This is a genomic window from Sphingosinicella humi (assembly GCF_003129465.1).
GTDB classification, from domain to species: Bacteria; Pseudomonadota; Alphaproteobacteria; order Sphingomonadales; family Sphingomonadaceae; genus Allosphingosinicella; species Allosphingosinicella humi.
In genome coordinates, this window is sequence record NZ_QFFF01000001.1 from 1,666,320 (window position 1) to 1,680,759 (window position 14,440).

At 65.9% G+C, this 14,440-nt stretch carries 12 protein-coding genes; 9 read left to right on the forward strand and 3 right to left on the reverse strand.

All coding sequences use genetic code 11. The features are described from left to right. Window positions 1-8 precede the first annotated feature (8 nt). From argB to DF286_RS08330, 8 genes are all read left to right on the forward strand, one after another. A complete protein-coding gene (gene argB, locus DF286_RS08295; protein ID WP_109271006.1) occupies window positions 9-878 on the forward strand; it encodes an acetylglutamate kinase in 870 nt (289 codons plus the stop codon). Then, complete coding sequence (gene argF / locus DF286_RS08300) at window positions 875-1,753, forward strand: ornithine carbamoyltransferase (protein ID WP_158274646.1); 879 nt, start codon at window positions 875-877, stop codon at window positions 1,751-1,753. The genes argB and argF overlap by 4 nt, the downstream gene beginning before the upstream one ends. Beyond that, complete coding sequence (gene argR / locus DF286_RS08305; protein ID WP_109271008.1) at window positions 1,750-2,226, forward strand: arginine repressor; 477 nt, start codon at window positions 1,750-1,752, stop codon at window positions 2,224-2,226. The genes argF and argR overlap by 4 nt, the downstream gene beginning before the upstream one ends. Next, window positions 2,223-3,461, forward strand: a complete 1,239-nt coding sequence (locus DF286_RS08310; RefSeq protein ID WP_109271009.1) for an argininosuccinate synthase — start codon at window positions 2,223-2,225, stop codon at window positions 3,459-3,461. Before argR ends, DF286_RS08310 begins: the two co-directional genes overlap by 4 nt. 55 nt (window positions 3,462-3,516) lie before the next feature. Next, entirely contained in the window at window positions 3,517-4,467 is a 951-nt protein-coding gene (gene dmeF, locus DF286_RS08315) for a CDF family Co(II)/Ni(II) efflux transporter DmeF (protein ID WP_109272093.1), read from the forward strand. 9 nt (window positions 4,468-4,476) lie between these two features. Then, window positions 4,477-5,280, forward strand: coding sequence for a ferritin-like domain-containing protein (locus DF286_RS08320; RefSeq protein WP_109271010.1), 804 nt, complete (start codon window positions 4,477-4,479; stop codon window positions 5,278-5,280). 135 nt (window positions 5,281-5,415) lie between these two features. After that, window positions 5,416-6,363 carry a M23 family metallopeptidase gene (locus tag DF286_RS08325; protein ID WP_109272094.1) on the forward strand — a complete coding sequence of 316 codons (948 nt, stop codon included), beginning with the start codon at window positions 5,416-5,418 and terminating at the stop codon, window positions 6,361-6,363. 345 nt (window positions 6,364-6,708) lie between these two features. Further along, window positions 6,709-8,970 carry a winged helix-turn-helix domain-containing protein gene (locus tag DF286_RS08330; protein ID WP_109271011.1) on the forward strand — a complete coding sequence of 754 codons (2,262 nt, stop codon included), beginning with the start codon at window positions 6,709-6,711 and terminating at the stop codon, window positions 8,968-8,970. 42 nt (window positions 8,971-9,012) lie between these two features. On the opposite strand, the gene purC is transcribed toward DF286_RS08330, so the two are convergent. The 3 genes from purC to DF286_RS08345 all read right to left on the reverse strand — a co-directional run bounded on the left by purC (window position 9,013) and on the right by DF286_RS08345 (window position 12,360). Beyond that, window positions 9,013-9,792: a phosphoribosylaminoimidazolesuccinocarboxamide synthase gene (gene purC, locus DF286_RS08335; protein WP_109271012.1), complete on the reverse strand. Its 780-nt coding sequence runs from the start codon at window positions 9,790-9,792 to the stop codon at window positions 9,013-9,015. Window positions 9,793-9,895: 103 nt separating this feature from the next. Beyond that, window positions 9,896-10,309: an acyl-CoA thioesterase gene (locus DF286_RS08340; protein ID WP_109271013.1), complete on the reverse strand. Its 414-nt coding sequence runs from the start codon at window positions 10,307-10,309 to the stop codon at window positions 9,896-9,898. Next, on the reverse strand, window positions 10,306-12,360 hold the full coding sequence (locus DF286_RS08345; RefSeq protein ID WP_109271014.1) for a S9 family peptidase: 2,055 nt from the start codon (window positions 12,358-12,360) through the stop codon (window positions 10,306-10,308). Before DF286_RS08345 ends, DF286_RS08340 begins: the two co-directional genes overlap by 4 nt. A gap of 68 nt (window positions 12,361-12,428) precedes the next feature. On the opposite strand from DF286_RS08345, the gene DF286_RS08350 reads away from it, so the two are divergent. Then, window positions 12,429-14,258: an aminopeptidase P family protein gene (locus DF286_RS08350; RefSeq protein ID WP_109271015.1), complete on the forward strand. Its 1,830-nt coding sequence runs from the start codon at window positions 12,429-12,431 to the stop codon at window positions 14,256-14,258. The last annotated feature ends 182 nt before the right edge of the window (window positions 14,259-14,440 follow it).

Genomic DNA, 14,440 nt, shown 5'->3' on the forward strand with positions numbered 1-14,440 from the left:
AGAGCATCATGCTGAGCCCGTCCGACACCGCCACCATCCTCGTCCAGGCGCTGCCCTATATCCGGCGCTTCGCCGGCAAGTCGGTCGTGGTGAAGCTGGGCGGCGCGGCGATCGACGAGGCGCTCGACCGGGCGCTGGCGCAGGACGTGCTGCTGCTCCGCAGCGTCGGCGTGCGCTGCGTCGTCGTCCATGGCGGCGGGCCGCAGGTCAATGCCGTGATGGACCGGATGGGCAAGGCGCCCGAGTTCCGCGACGGCCTTCGCGTCACCGATGCGGAGACGCTGGAGATCGTCCGCATGGTGCTGGTCGGCAAGGTCAACCGCGATCTCGTCGCCACCATCAACCGCGAGGCTTTGGACGAGCCGGTGGCGGTGGGCGTCTCCGGCGAGGATGGCGGGCTCCTCACCACGAGCCCGCGCGATCCGGCGCTCGGCTTCGTCGGTGAGGTCACCAGGGTGCGCGCCGGTCTCCTCCACAAGCTGCTCGACGACGGGCTCACTCCGGTCGTCTCGACGGTGGGTGCCGACGCATCGGGCCAGCCCTACAATATCAACGCCGACGATGCGGCGATGGCGATCGCGGTCGCGATGAAGGCGGAGAAGATCATTTATCTCACCGCCGCGCCGGGCCTGCTGGAGGATGTGAGCGATCCGTCCAGCTTGGTGCCGCGCCTCACTTCGGCCGAGCTCCGGGACCGGATCGCGCATGAGAGCGTCAGCGCGGGCATGATCCCGAAGCTCCGCGCCTGCGCCGACGCAGTCGATGGTGGCGTCGGCTACGCCCACATCATCGACGGCCGGGTGCCGCATGCGCTGCTGATCGAGCTGCTCACCGACGAGGGCATTGGAACCATGATCAAGAAGGAGGCCGACTGGTGAGCCGCGACATCCTCACTATCGCCGATCTCGAGCCCGGGACGCTGGAGACGATCCTCGATCTCTCGGCGCGCGCCGATCTCGGCCGCCCGCTTGCCGGCAAGGGCGTCGCGCTGGTCTTCCAGAAGCCGAGCGCCCGTACCCGCAATTCGATGGAGATGGCGGCGGTGCAGCTGGGCGGGCACCCCGTCTATATCCAGAAGGACGAGGTCGGCCTCGGCACTCGCGAATCCGCCGAGGACGTCGCTCGCACGCTCGCTTGCTATCACTCCGTCATAGCGGCCCGGGTCGCCGATCACGGGCTGCTGGACCGCATGGCGGCGGCCGTCGAGATTCCTGTGCTCAACATGCTGTCCGACAGCAACCATCCGCTTCAGGCGCTGGCCGACCTGCTCACCATCCGGCAGATCGCCGGCAAAATCGAAGGGGTGAAGATCGCCTGGGTCGGGGACGCCAACAATGTCTGCCGCTCGCTCGCCGAGGGCTGCGCGGCTCTGGGTGCGGAGATGATCATCGCCAGCCCCGAAGGGTACGGCTTCGCTCCGGCCGAGGCGGACGCGCTGGGCATTCGCCAGACGGTGGATCCCGCCGAGGCCGTGAAGGGCGCCCGCTTCGTCTACACCGACGTGTGGGTCTCCATGGGCCAGGATGACGAGGCGGCGGCGCGCCGTGAAGCGCTCGGGACCTATAGCGTCGATGCCGAGCTGATGGCGCGGACCGACGACGCCTGGTTTCTCCATTGCCTTCCGGCGCGGCGCGGGGAAGAAGTGGCAGACGCCGTCATCGACGGGCCGAGGAGCGCCGTCTGGCGGCAGGCCGAGAACCGCATGCACAGCGCGCGGGGTGCCATGGCCTGGATGCTGGGGGAGGCGAGATGACCGACAATCGGGTGCGGCGGCAGAAGCTGATCGCCGAGATGATCCGCGCCGGCTCCGTCTCCAGCCAGGAGGAAGTGACCGCCCGGCTCGCCGAGCAGGGCATTGCTGTCACCCAGGCGACCGTGTCGCGCGATCTCGACCAGATGGGCGCCGTCAAGGTGAAGCGCGGCGGGGTGCTCGGCTATGCGCTGCCGGACCAGATGGCCGACAATGACTGGGCCGCTTCGCGGCTGCAGAGCATCCTTGCCGACTGGGTGCAGTCGGTGGAGGCGGCCGGAAACCTCATCGTCATGAAGACGCCGCCCGGCTCTGCCCATCTCGTCGGCCTCGCCCTCGACCAGGCGAATTTGCCCGAAGTCGCCGGCACTATCTGCGGCGACGACACGCTGTTTCTCGCGCTCAGGAACGGCGTCCATCCCGACGCCGTCGCCCACCGCTTCCGCGCTCTTTCTCTGTCACAGGAACCGAAATGACCTCCAAGCCCAAGAAGGTCGTGCTCGCTTATTCGGGCGGGCTCGATACCTCGATCATCCTCAAATGGCTCCAGACCGAATATGGCGCGGAAGTCGTGACCTTCACCGCCGATCTCGGCCAGGGCGAGGAAGTGGAGCCGGCGCGGCGCAAGGCCGAGCTGCTCGGCATCAGGCCGGAGAACATCTTCATCGAGGACCTGCGCGAGGAGTTCGTCCGCGATTACGTCTTCCCGATGTTCCGCGCGAACACCGTCTATGAGGGCCAGTATCTGCTCGGCACGTCGATCGCCCGGCCGCTGATCGCCAAGCGCCAGATCGAGATCGCGCGGGCGGTGGGGGCGGACGCGGTCTGCCATGGCGCCACCGGCAAGGGCAACGACCAGGTCCGTTTCGAGCTCGGCTATTACGCTCTGGAGCCGGATATCCGCGTCGTAGCGCCCTGGCGCGAATGGGATTTCGCCAGCCGCGAGCAGCTGCTCGATTTCGCCGAGAAGCACCAGATCCCCATCGCCAAGGACAAGCGCGGCGAGGCGCCCTTTTCGGTCGACGCGAACCTTCTTCATTCCTCGTCCGAAGGGAAGGTGCTGGAGGACCCGGCGCTCGAGGCGCCCGAATATGTCCACCAGCGGACGATCTCGCCGGAGGACGCGCCGGACAGGCCGACGGTGATCGAGATCGCGTTCGAGAAGGGCGATCCCGTCGCCATCGACGGCGAGACGCTGTCGCCGGCCGCGCTGCTGGCGCGGCTCAACCAGCTCGGCCACGACAATGGCATCGGCCGGCTGGACCTGGTGGAAAACCGCTTCGTCGGCATGAAGTCTCGCGGCGTCTACGAGACGCCCGGCGGCACCATCCTGCTCGCCGCCCATCGCGGCATCGAATCGATCACGCTCGACGGCGGCGCCATGCATCTGAAGGACGAGATGATGCCGCGCTACGCCAAGCTCATCTACAATGGCTTCTGGTTTTCGCCGGAGCGCGAGATGCTGCAGGCGTTGATCGACAAGAGCCAGGAGAATGTGACCGGCACGGCGCGTGTGAAGCTCTACAAGGGCAACGCCACGGTGATCGGCCGGGAAAGCCCGCTGTCGCTCTACGACCAGGATCTCGTCACCTTCGAGGAGGGTACGGGCGGCTACGACCAGCGCGACGCGGCCGGCTTCATCCGCCTCAACGCGCTTCGGCTCCGCATCGAGGCGCGGCGGCGGACAAGGCTCGGCCCAGACGGCGCGTAAGGTCCGATAAAGGGGCGGATGGATAGCCTCGCCCTTTTCTTCTATGGACTTGGCCATGGGACCAGCCGCCGAACATACCAAGCATAGGCACGCCGCGGCCGCGGCCGAGCAGTGGCACCAGCACGCCTTTCTGGGCGAGGCCCACCACGCCAACGAGCGGCGGACGCGCTGGGTGGTCGCCCTCACCACCGTGATGATGGTGGGGGAGATCGCCGCCGGCTGGCTCACCGGATCGATGGCGTTGCTGGCCGACGGCTTCCACATGGCGACCCATGCGGCGGCGCTGGCGGTGGCGGCCGGCGCCTATGCCTTCGCCCGCAGGCGCGCGCACGATCCGAGCTTCGCCTTCGGCACCGGCAAGGTCGGCGATCTCGCCGGTTTCGGCTCGGCGCTGATGCTCGCGGTCTTCGCCATCGGGATCGGGGTGGAGTCGATCGAGCGGCTGATCGAGCCGCGCGGCGTGGCCTATGACGAAGCCATCGTCGTCGCGGTGCTCGGGCTGCTGGTCAATCTCGCCTCGGCCTGGCTGCTGTCGGACGGGCATCAGCATGGCCACGATCACCACCATCATCACGACCATAATCTCCGCTCAGCCTATTTCCACGTGCTGGCGGACGCATTGACCTCGGTGCTCGCCATCCTCGCCCTGCTTGCCGGCCGTTATCTCGGTTGGGCCTGGCTGGACGCGGCGGTGGGGATCGTCGGCGCGCTGGTGATCCTGCGCTGGTCCTGGGAACTGATGCGCGACACCGGAAGCATCCTCCTCGACCGCTCCGACCTCAAGCTGGCCGACGAGGCGCGGCGACGCATCGAGAATGATGGCGACGCCCGCGTCACCGACCTCCACATCTGGCGGATCGCGCCAGGCGCCCACGCCGGCATCGTCTCGCTGGTCGCCGACCGGCCGCACGAGGTCGCCGAATATCATCGGCGCCTTTCGGACCTCGACACCATCGTTCACCTGTCGATCGAGATCCATCGCTGCCCCGGCCCCGACTGCCGCTGAACCCACCCGATGCATACCGTCGCCGAAGCCTGCCGCGCCGTGCTCCTTGCCGGCGATCCTTATGCCAAGGTCCGGCTGGCCCGCACCGTCGCCCGTGCCTGGCGGAGGGGCGGGCTGACCCATGTCTTCAATGTCGCCATGCCGGAGCGTCCCGCGCGGCCGCCGCGGCCGGAGCTGCTGCCGCCTTCGCGGATGCCGAAACGGGGGAAGGGCGGGTCGGAACGCGGCCGCATCGCGATGCTCCACGCGCTCGCCCATATCGAATTCGGCGCGATCGATCTCGCCTTCGACGCGGCGGGGCGGTTCGGTGCCGAGTTCCCGCGGGGATTTGTCGATGACTGGATCGGCGTCGGTGCCGACGAGGCGATCCATTTCGCCTTGCTCGACCGGCGGCTGAAGAGCCTCGGCTCCTCCTACGGCGCGCTCCCCGCCCATGACGGCCTGTGGGAGGCGGCCGAGCAAACGGCCGGCGATTCGCTCGCCAGGCTGGCGGTCGTGCCGATGATATTGGAGGCCCGCGGGCTCGACGTCACGCCGGCCACGGTGGAGCGGTTGGAGAGGGTCGGCGACCACCGTTCGGCGGCCATCCTCTGGCGCATCTATCACGACGAAATCCGCCATGTCGGCGCCGGAACGAGATGGTTCAAAACAGCGTGCGAATCTCGCGGATTTGAGCCGATCAGCCACTGGAAACGGTTAACGAAAACCTACTTCCGGGGGGTGCTGAAGCCTCCGTTCAACGATTCGGCGCGTGATGAAGCCGGTCTATCCCGCGATTTTTACGCGGGGCTTGCCGGGGCAAGGGATGTTTAACAGTCTCCGCTCACACGTCACGGGGTGGGCAACTTCTTGACGCACTAAAGCCGGGCGAAGAGCCCAGAGTATAGTTTTCTACGGTCGCTTTTCGGCGGCCGTGCCGACCCCGCGTTGGGTCGACCGGGGATGGTGATGACGAATTTGGTTCAGACGAAGAACGGCGCGGCGGCTTTGAAGTTCCGCAATATTTTCAAGCCGCGCGACATCTTCTTCCACGACGGCAAGAGCTTGCGTCGCGTCAGCGTGAGCGTTCCGGTGCAGGTCGTGGCGGCGCTTGCCGTTCTTTTCCTCATCGGCTGGTCGGCCTTCGCCGCCGCCCAGATCGCGACCACCAAGACGGTGGATCCGGCCGAGGTGGCTCGCATGGAGCTTCGGGTCCGCGCCATGCAGGCTGACGTCCAGGCGATCAAGGCCGTGGCCGACAAACGCTATCAGATGACCGAAGAGGCGCTTCGCGAGCTCGGCTTGGATCCGAAGCGCTTCCAGGGCACCGGCGGTCCGTTCGAGGCGGTCGACTCGCTCGGCACGGAATCCGATCCCCGGTTCAAGCAGCTCTTCACCACTTGGAAGCGGCTCGACCAGATCGAGCAGGGCACGATCGCCATTCCGTCGGTCGAGCCGGTCAAGGGCACCGCCTTCACCAGCGGCTTCGGCGTCCGCTCCGACCCCTTCCGCGGCCGCGCCGCCATGCATGCCGGTATCGACCTCGCCGGTCCGGTCGGCACCGAAATCTACGCTACCGCCGACGGCATCGTCAGCCGGTCCGAATATAATGGCGGGGGTTACGGCAACCTCGTCGTCCTCAACCACGGCCGCGGCATCGAGACCCGTTATGGTCACCTGTCGAAGCGGCTGGTCGCCGACGGCCAGCGCGTGAAGCGCGGCGACCTCATCGGGCTGATGGGTTCGACCGGCCGCTCCACGGGCAGCCACCTCCACTATGAAGTGCGCATCGACGGCAAGGCCGTGAACCCGATCCCCTTCATGCAGTCGAACGACTATCTGCTTGCCGTCCAGCGCCGCGCCGCCGCGGCCAACAAGGTCGCCATGGGCGGCCCGCAGGAAGGCGGCAGCAAGTAAATTTTCCTGGTTAGGAGAGGATAGGCCCGTCGGTCGCAAGACCGGCGGGCCTTTCTGCATGGGTCGTCATTCTTCCGACTGACCGGTGTCGAGGCTGGCTACCGAAGCTGGAAGCAGGGTGCTGCGTCGGCCGGGCGTTCAACAACGATCAGGACCTGAGCCACAGCGGCGCTCGACAGGAAAAATGCGGCAAGCAGGCCAGTCAGGGTAGCTTCCCAGCGTCTTGGCATCATGACCCGCCTCTCTTGCTTCGCAAGACTCACTCGTCCCATCGATCATGAAAAGACAAATCGGCCCCGATCAGCTAGTAAGGGAAGGTGATCTTTTGGTGATGGATCGCCGATCATGGCGGGTCTCGGCACCGGAGTGCGCGCGTCACGGATCGATCTCGCCACGACGCCCGATTTCGATCTAGGCCGCCTGCGCGTCCGGCCCGCCCATCGACAGGTCTGCATCAACGGCGACTGCCGCGAACTGGAGCCCCGCATTATGCAGGTGCTGGTCGCGTTGGCGGCCGGGCGGCCCGAAGTCGTCTCCCGCGACAGGCTCTTCGAGGAATGCTGGAACGGACGGGTCGTTGGCGACGATGCTCTCAACCGCTGCGTCGTCGCGCTACGACATCTCGCAAAGGAGACGGATCCGCCGGCGTTCGTAATTCAGACGGTGCCCCGCGTCGGCTACAGTCTGGAGGTCCCGTCCGCCACTCAAGGGGCCTCGCCGCCGCCGAACTCAGCTGGGAAGACCAACCTTGGAGCAGGCTTGGCACGGAAGCCTGCGCTTTTGCTGCTTATCGGTCTGGCAATATTGGCGGCGACGCTCACCGGCATCTACTTGTGGAGGACGGATCGAATATCGAGCACCGATCAAGCGCCTGCGTCGATCGCCGTACTTCCTTTCCGCAACCTGTCCGATGCCGACCCCTATTTCGCCCAAGGCATGAGCGACGAAATTCTGGCGCGGCTGGCCCGCGAGCCCCAGTTCCGCGTCGCTGGTCGCACGTCCTCCGGCTTCTTCAAGGACGCGGCTGACCTTCGGGAGGTCGGGCGGAAGCTTGACGTGAAATATGTCCTGGAAGGCAGCGTGCGGACGCAGGCCGGTCGAGTGAGAGTCAATGCCGCTCTGGTGCAGGTGAAGGACGGCATGCGGCTCTGGTCGAGCAGCTATGACGGGTCGTTGGACGACATATTCGCCATCCAGCGCCAGATCGGCAATGCAATTGCCGCTGCGCTGAAGCGTCAGTTGGTCCGCTTGCCGCCTTCCGGCCCGCTCGTGACGCGCGGCGACGTCTACAGTCTCTACCTCACGGCCAAGGGATTGATGCGCACGAGAAAGCCCTCCAATGCCGCCACCGCCGCCGAGCTTCTTCGCCGCGCACTGGAACTCGACCCGAACTATGCACCCGCCTGGTCGAGTCTCGGCAAGGCTCTGCGGCTGGCTGCGAACGCCGAATCCGACGACACTTTCCTTAAGCTTCAGCAGGAAGCCACGACCCATGTCAGACACGCGCTGAAGCTCGCGCCGAACTTGGCTGAGGCACATGGCGCGCTCGGGATGATCCTCGGCTTCGCTTCACCCGAGGCAGCCGCCCATATTCGTCGCGCCGCGCAACTCAATCCCAATGATGGCGAGATCCTCTTCTGGCTCGGCCATGTGGAAGGAAATGCCGGCCGTTTCGACCGGCAGCTTGCCGCATATCGTCGCGCCGTCCGGATCGAGCCCCTGCTGCCGACCGCGATTCAGACCGCGGCGGAAATAGCGCGGGAGATGGGTTATCGCGAACTGGCCGAGCAATATGTGGCGCGCGGGGCGGCTCTCGGCCCTGCCTGGCACCATGGCCTGCAAGGGTTCCTCGCCTATCAGAATGGCGACTATTCCGAAGCGGTGCGTCATTGGCTGGCGGGTGCCCAGGGCCCTGGCGGTGAGGAGCGCTACTATTTCCGCGGCGCCGCCGGCAGCACGTTGCGAATGCTCGGGTTGCCGGATCAGGGCCGGATCGGGCCTAACCTCGTCGATCCCGAGTTGCGGGTGATCATGACAGAGCCGCCAACGGCCGAGACCTGGCGCGCCCGCACCCGCAATCCGGTCGCCGAGGAGGTGCTCTACAGGCCGCGGAATCTGGTCGCGGCGAAGCTGATGCTGGCCAAGCGGCGGCACTTGGAATTGCTCGAGACGTACGACAGCCCCGCCGGTTTGCTGGGCCTGAAAAAGGGGCAGCGCCCTCGCCTCGATCAGCTGCAGGCAGTTCCGGTGGTCGCTCTCGCGCTGCGCGCCGGCGGCAGGAGCGCCGAAGCCGATCGGCTGCTCGCAGAGGCCGACTCAACGATCCGCGCCGTCCTCGCTCAGCAAAGGCGAACTCCTTCATCGTTGCACGCCAATGCGGCGGCGGTCTGGGCGCTGCAAGGCAGGCACGATCAAGCGCTTACGGCTCTGGAGCGGGCCGTGCGCGACGGTTGGATGCACGCGGACCAGACGGACTTGCCGGATATCGGCGACGAGCCCGGCTTCCAGTCGCTGCGAGGGAATGGACGCTTTGAAGCGATCCGGACTCGTATCAGTGACCATCTCGCGCGCGAGAGCCGTGAGGCGGCGGCACTGCTACGAACTTGAGCTATTTGCCCAGAGAGGGAAATAAAGCTGCCCCCAGCAGCTCTATTTCCCTCTCTTCTGGCGGTGCTTTTCGAGGTCGAGGACGCTGTTGGCGTCGCCTTCGGGAAGCAGGCCGAGCCGGCGCGCCACTTCCTGATAGGCCTCGGCCTCGCCGCCGAGGTCGCGGCGGAAGCGGTCCTTGTCGAGCTTCTCGTTGGTGGTCATGTCCCAAAGGCGGCAGCCGTCGGGGCTGATCTCGTCGGCGAGGATGATGCGGCTATATTCGTTTTCCCAGATCCGGCCGAACTCGAGCTTGAAGTCGACGAGGCGGATGCCGATCGCCGCGAAAAGGCCGCACAGGAAATCGTTCACGCGCACCGCCATGTCGGCGATGTCGTTCATCTCTTCCTGGCTGGCCCAGCCGAAGCAGGCGATATGCTCGTCGGCGATCAGCGGATCGCCGAGCGCGTCGTCCTTGTAATAATATTCGATGATCGTGCGGGGGAGCTGCGTCCCCTCCTCGATGCCGAGCCGCTTGGAGAGCGTGCCGGCGGCGACGTTCCGCACCACCACCTCGATCGGCACGATCTCGACCTGGCGAATGAGCTGCTCGCGCATGTTGAGGCGGCGGATGAAATGAGTCGGCACGCCAATCTGGCCGAGCAGGGTGAAGATATGCTCGGAGATGCGGTTGTTGAGCACGCCCTTGCCCGAGATCGTCCCCTTCTTCTGGGCGTTGAAGGCGGTCGCGTCGTCCTTGAAATACTGGATGAGCGTGCCGGGCTCCGGACCTTCATAGAGGATCTTGGCCTTGCCTTCGTAGATCTGGCGGCGGCGGGACATGGGTGGCGTGCTCCGGACGAAAAGACAAAGGCCCCGGTGGCGCGGTCGTGGGCGCGGCCGAGGCGGACGGGGAGCCTATAGAGGATGCGCACGAGGGGCGCAATCAGGGCGCGCTTCGCGACAGGGAGGGAAGAAAAGGCTCCGCCACTTCGCGCGGCACGCGGATGGGGCGGCTGCTGGCCTTGTCGATTATGGCCCAGGTCGTACGCGCTCGCACTCGGGGCCTGCCGTCCTCTCCGACGAACTCGACATGCCGGTCGAAACGCGCTCCCCTCGGAGCCTCGCCGACCCAGGTTCGCCCCGTCACCGTCTCGCCTGGTCCAACGCTCCTCAGATAGTCGATCTCGTGCCGGGTCACGACCCAGATATAGGCCTCCCGATGCTCCGCCGGCGCAACCGCCTCCCAATGCGCTGTCGCCATGTCCTGTATCCAACGCACCCAGACGGCGTTGTTCACATGGCCGAGCTCGTCGATGTCCTCGGGCCGTGCGGTGATCCGCTTCTCGAAGATCTTCATTCGCCGGTCTGGGTGATGATGAAGCCGTAACCTTCCGCCACTTCGCGCAGGCTTTCCCAGCGGCCGGATTTGCCGCCATGGCCGGCGCCCATGTTGATCTTGAGGAGCAGCAAATTGTCGTCGGTCTTGGTAGCGCGCAGCTTCGCCGCCCATTTCGCCGGCTCCCAATAGGTGACGCGCGGGTCGTTGAGGCCGCCGGTGATCAGCATCGGGGGGTAATCCTGCGCCTTCACATTGTCGTAGGGGCTGTAGGAGCGGATGAGCTCGAACGCCTCCCTGTCGAGGATCGGATTGCCCCATTCCGGCCATTCCCCGGGCGTGAGCGGCAATGTCTCGTCGAGCATGGTGGCGAGCACGTCGACGAAGGGCACGTCGGCGACGACCGCGCCCCACAGATGGGGGTCGGAATTGGCGACGACGCCCATCAGCTTGCCGCCGGCCGATCCGCCCTGGATGGCGATGCGGCCCGGAGCGGCGAAGCCCTCCGCGATCAGACCCTCGGCGGCATCTACGAAATCGTTGAAGGTGTTGGTCCGCTTCTTGAGCTTGCCCTCCAGGAACCAGCCATAGCCGAGATCGTCGCCGCCGCGGATATGGGCGATGGCACAGGCGAAGCCGCGGTCGATCAGGCTGAGCCGCGCCGTCGAGAAGCTCGGCGGAATCGCATGGCCGTAGGCCCCATAGGCGTAGAGATAGAGCTTGCCCTTGCCGTCCTTGTGAAAGCCTTTTTTGTAGACGACCGAGACTGGCACGAGCTTGCCGTCCCGCGTCGGGAGCATCAGCCGCTCCGTCTCGTAGAGCGACTTGTCGTAGCCCGACGGAATTTCCTGGACCTTCAGCGTCTCGAGCCGGTCCTCGGCCGGGTGGTAATCGTAGACGGTGACGGGGGTCACCATCGATGTGTAGCCGATGCGGTAGGCGACTGGGGCGAACTCCGGATTGCTGCCGAGGGACGCCGTGTAGCTGGCCTCCGGAAAGGCGATGCGATGTTCCTCGCCCGAGTAGCGGCGGAGGCGAATCTGGTCGAGGCCGTGGACCCGCTCCTCGATGATCAGGTGGTCGCGGAAGGGGGTGATTCCGCGCATGTAGACCGTCTCGGAGCCGGGGATCACCGTCTTCCATTCGCCGGGATTCGCGGGGTCGGCTTCGGCGAGGCGGAAGTTGATATGCTCGTCGTTCGCGAGCACCCACAGCTTTCCGTGCGCCGCGTCGACCGAATAGATGATGTCCGGCCGCCGCCGCACGACCAAGGTAAGCGGTGCCGTCGGGTCGCCGGCGGAGACGAAGCGCACTTCGGTCGAGCTGTTGTCGCCGGTGGCGATGATGATGAGGCTGCGATCGTGGCTCTTGCCGACGCCCACCGAGAAGCCCTTGTCCTCCGTCTCCTCGTAGAGGGTGAGGTCCGTCTCCAAGGCTTGGCCAAGACGGTGGTAGCGGGCGCGGTAGCTGCGCCAATTCTCATTCACTTCGGTGAAGACGATGCCGCGGCTGTCGGCCGACCAGACGGGGGCGCCGATGCCGACCTCGGTGATCATCTCGACATCCTCGCCGGTTTCGAGATCGCGAATGCGGAGCTTGTAACGCTCCGAGCCGTCATCATCGACCATGGTCGCGGCGTAGCGGCCGTCGGGACTGATCTCGATCGCACCCAGGCGGAAATATTCCTTGCCCTCGGCCTCAGCGGGTTCGTCGAAAATGAGCCGGTCGGCACCACCGGAAACCCCTTTTCGATACCATTTGCGATATTGGGCGCCTTCCTCGAACGCCCACCAGTAAAGCCAGTCGCCGTCCTTCACCGGCACCGAGCGGTCGTCTTCCTTGATGCGCCCCTTCATCTCCTGGAAGAGCGTCTCGACCAGCTCCGCCTGCGGAGCCATCATCGCCTCGAAATAGGCGTTCTCGGCCTTCAGATAATCGAGCACCTCCGGGTCATCGACCTTCGGATAGCTCTGGTCGCGCATCCAGTGGTACGGGTCCTCGATCGTGACCCCGTGCTGCTCGTAGCTATAGGGGCGTTGGGCGGCGACGGGCGGGGCGGGGTTTCGGGTCATGCTCTCCCTTTCGGCAGGCGGCCTGCTGGTCTATTGGCCCCCACATAGTTGCCGCCGGAGAATTTGCCATGTCGACCTATGAAGCCCGCCTTGCCGCTCTCCGCGAACAGCTGAAGGCGGATCGCCTGGATGGCTTCGTTGTTCCACTGACCGACGAACATATGAGCGAATATGTCGGCAGCTATGCCCAGCGGCTCGCCTGGCTAACGGGCTTCCAGGGCTCGGCGGGGTCGGCAGTGGTGTTGCCCGAGGAAGCCGCGATCTTCACCGACGGCCGCTACACGCTCCAGGTGCGCGACCAGGTCGACGGCAAGCATTGGAGCTACCAGTCCGTGCCGGAAACCAGCGTCGCCGACTGGCTGAAGGACCATGCTCCGGATGGCGGACGCATCGGCTACGATCCCTGGCTGCACACCAAGGAATGGGTCAAGAAGGCGCGCGCGGCGCTCGCCGACAAGGGCGTCGAGCTGGTCGCCGTCGGCCGCAATCCCATCGACCAGATCTGGGAGGGGCAGCCGGAGCCTTCCAAGGCGAGGCTGGTGGTGCACTCCGAGGAACTCGCCGGCAAATCGTCCGCCGCCAAAAGGCAGGAGATGGCCGACTGGCTGAAGAACCAGAAGGCGGATTCGGCCGTCCTCTCCGCCCTCGATTCGATCGCCTGGACCTTCAACGTGCGCGGCCAGGACGTCGACCACACGCCGGTCGCCCTGTCCTTCGCGCTGGTCCATGACGACGGCACCGCCGATCTGTTCGTCGCCTCGGAAAAGCTCGGCGACGATGTCCGCCAGCATCTCGGCAACGGCGTCCGCATCCACGAGCGCGGCGACTTCGAGCCGCACCTCAAGTCGATGAAGGGGAAGACGGTGGTCGCCGACCCGGAGCGCGCCGTCGCCGCCATCTTCGAGGCGCTGGAGGAAGCGGGCGCCCGAATCCTCCAGAAGCGTGATCCGGCCGTGCTCCCCAAGGCGGTAAAGAACGAGGCGGAGATCGCCGGCCACCGCGCCGCCCAGGCCCGCGACGGCGCGGCGATGGTGCGCTTCCTCCACTGGCTCTCCGTTGAGGCGCCCAAGCCTGTCCTGAGCGACGCCGCAGGCGGCGCCGAAGGGCGGGGCGTCGACGAGCTCACGGCCGCCGCCAGACTGCTCGACTTTCGCAAAGCGGGCGGGGACCTGCGCGACATCAGCTTCGACACCATCTCCGGCGCCGGGCCTAACGGGGCGATCGTCCACTATCGCGTTACAGAGGAAACCAATCGGCCGCTGGAAATGAATACGCTCTACCTGATCGATTCGGGCGGCCAATATCCGGACGGCACCACCGACATCACCCGCACCGTCGCCATCGGCGAGCCGACCGCGGAAATGCGCGACCGCTTCACCCGCGTCCTCAAGGGCAACATCGCCCTGGACATGGCCCGCTTTCCCCAAGGCACGCGCGGAACGCAGCTCGATGCGCTGGCGCGGCAGTTCCTTTGGGCTGCGGGACTCGATTACGCCCACGGCACCGGCCACGGGGTCGGCGCCTATCTGGCCGTCCATGAGGGGCCGCAGCGAATCTCTCCGGCCGGCAGCAGCCAGCCGGGCGGCGACGAGCCGCTCCGCGCCGGCATGATCCTCTCGAACGAGCCCGGCTATTACAAGACCGGCGAATATGGCATCCGCATCGAGAATCTGGTGCTGGTGACGGAAATCGACATTCCCGGCGCCGAAAGGCCGATGCTCGGCTTCGAAACCCTCACCTTCGCGCCGATCGACCGCACCCTCATCGACACGGCCCTGCTCACCGACGTGGAGCGCGGCTGGATCGACGATTATCACGGGCAGGTGTTGAGGATCGTCGGCCCCTTGGTCGAAGGCGAAACGCTGGCGTGGCTGGAAAAGGTCTGCCGACCGCTTTGAATCGCCCGTTCACATCGATCGTCATCCCGGACTTGATCCGGGATCCAAGAACACCGGCCTTGTTGCTACAGCTCAATCGTTCGATGTTCTTGGGTTCCGGCTTTCGCCGGAATGACGAGTCTCAGCTTGCTCCCCGCGCGCCTGCGCCTTTCTCCGACGCAGATTCTGCCGCAGTGCCTCGG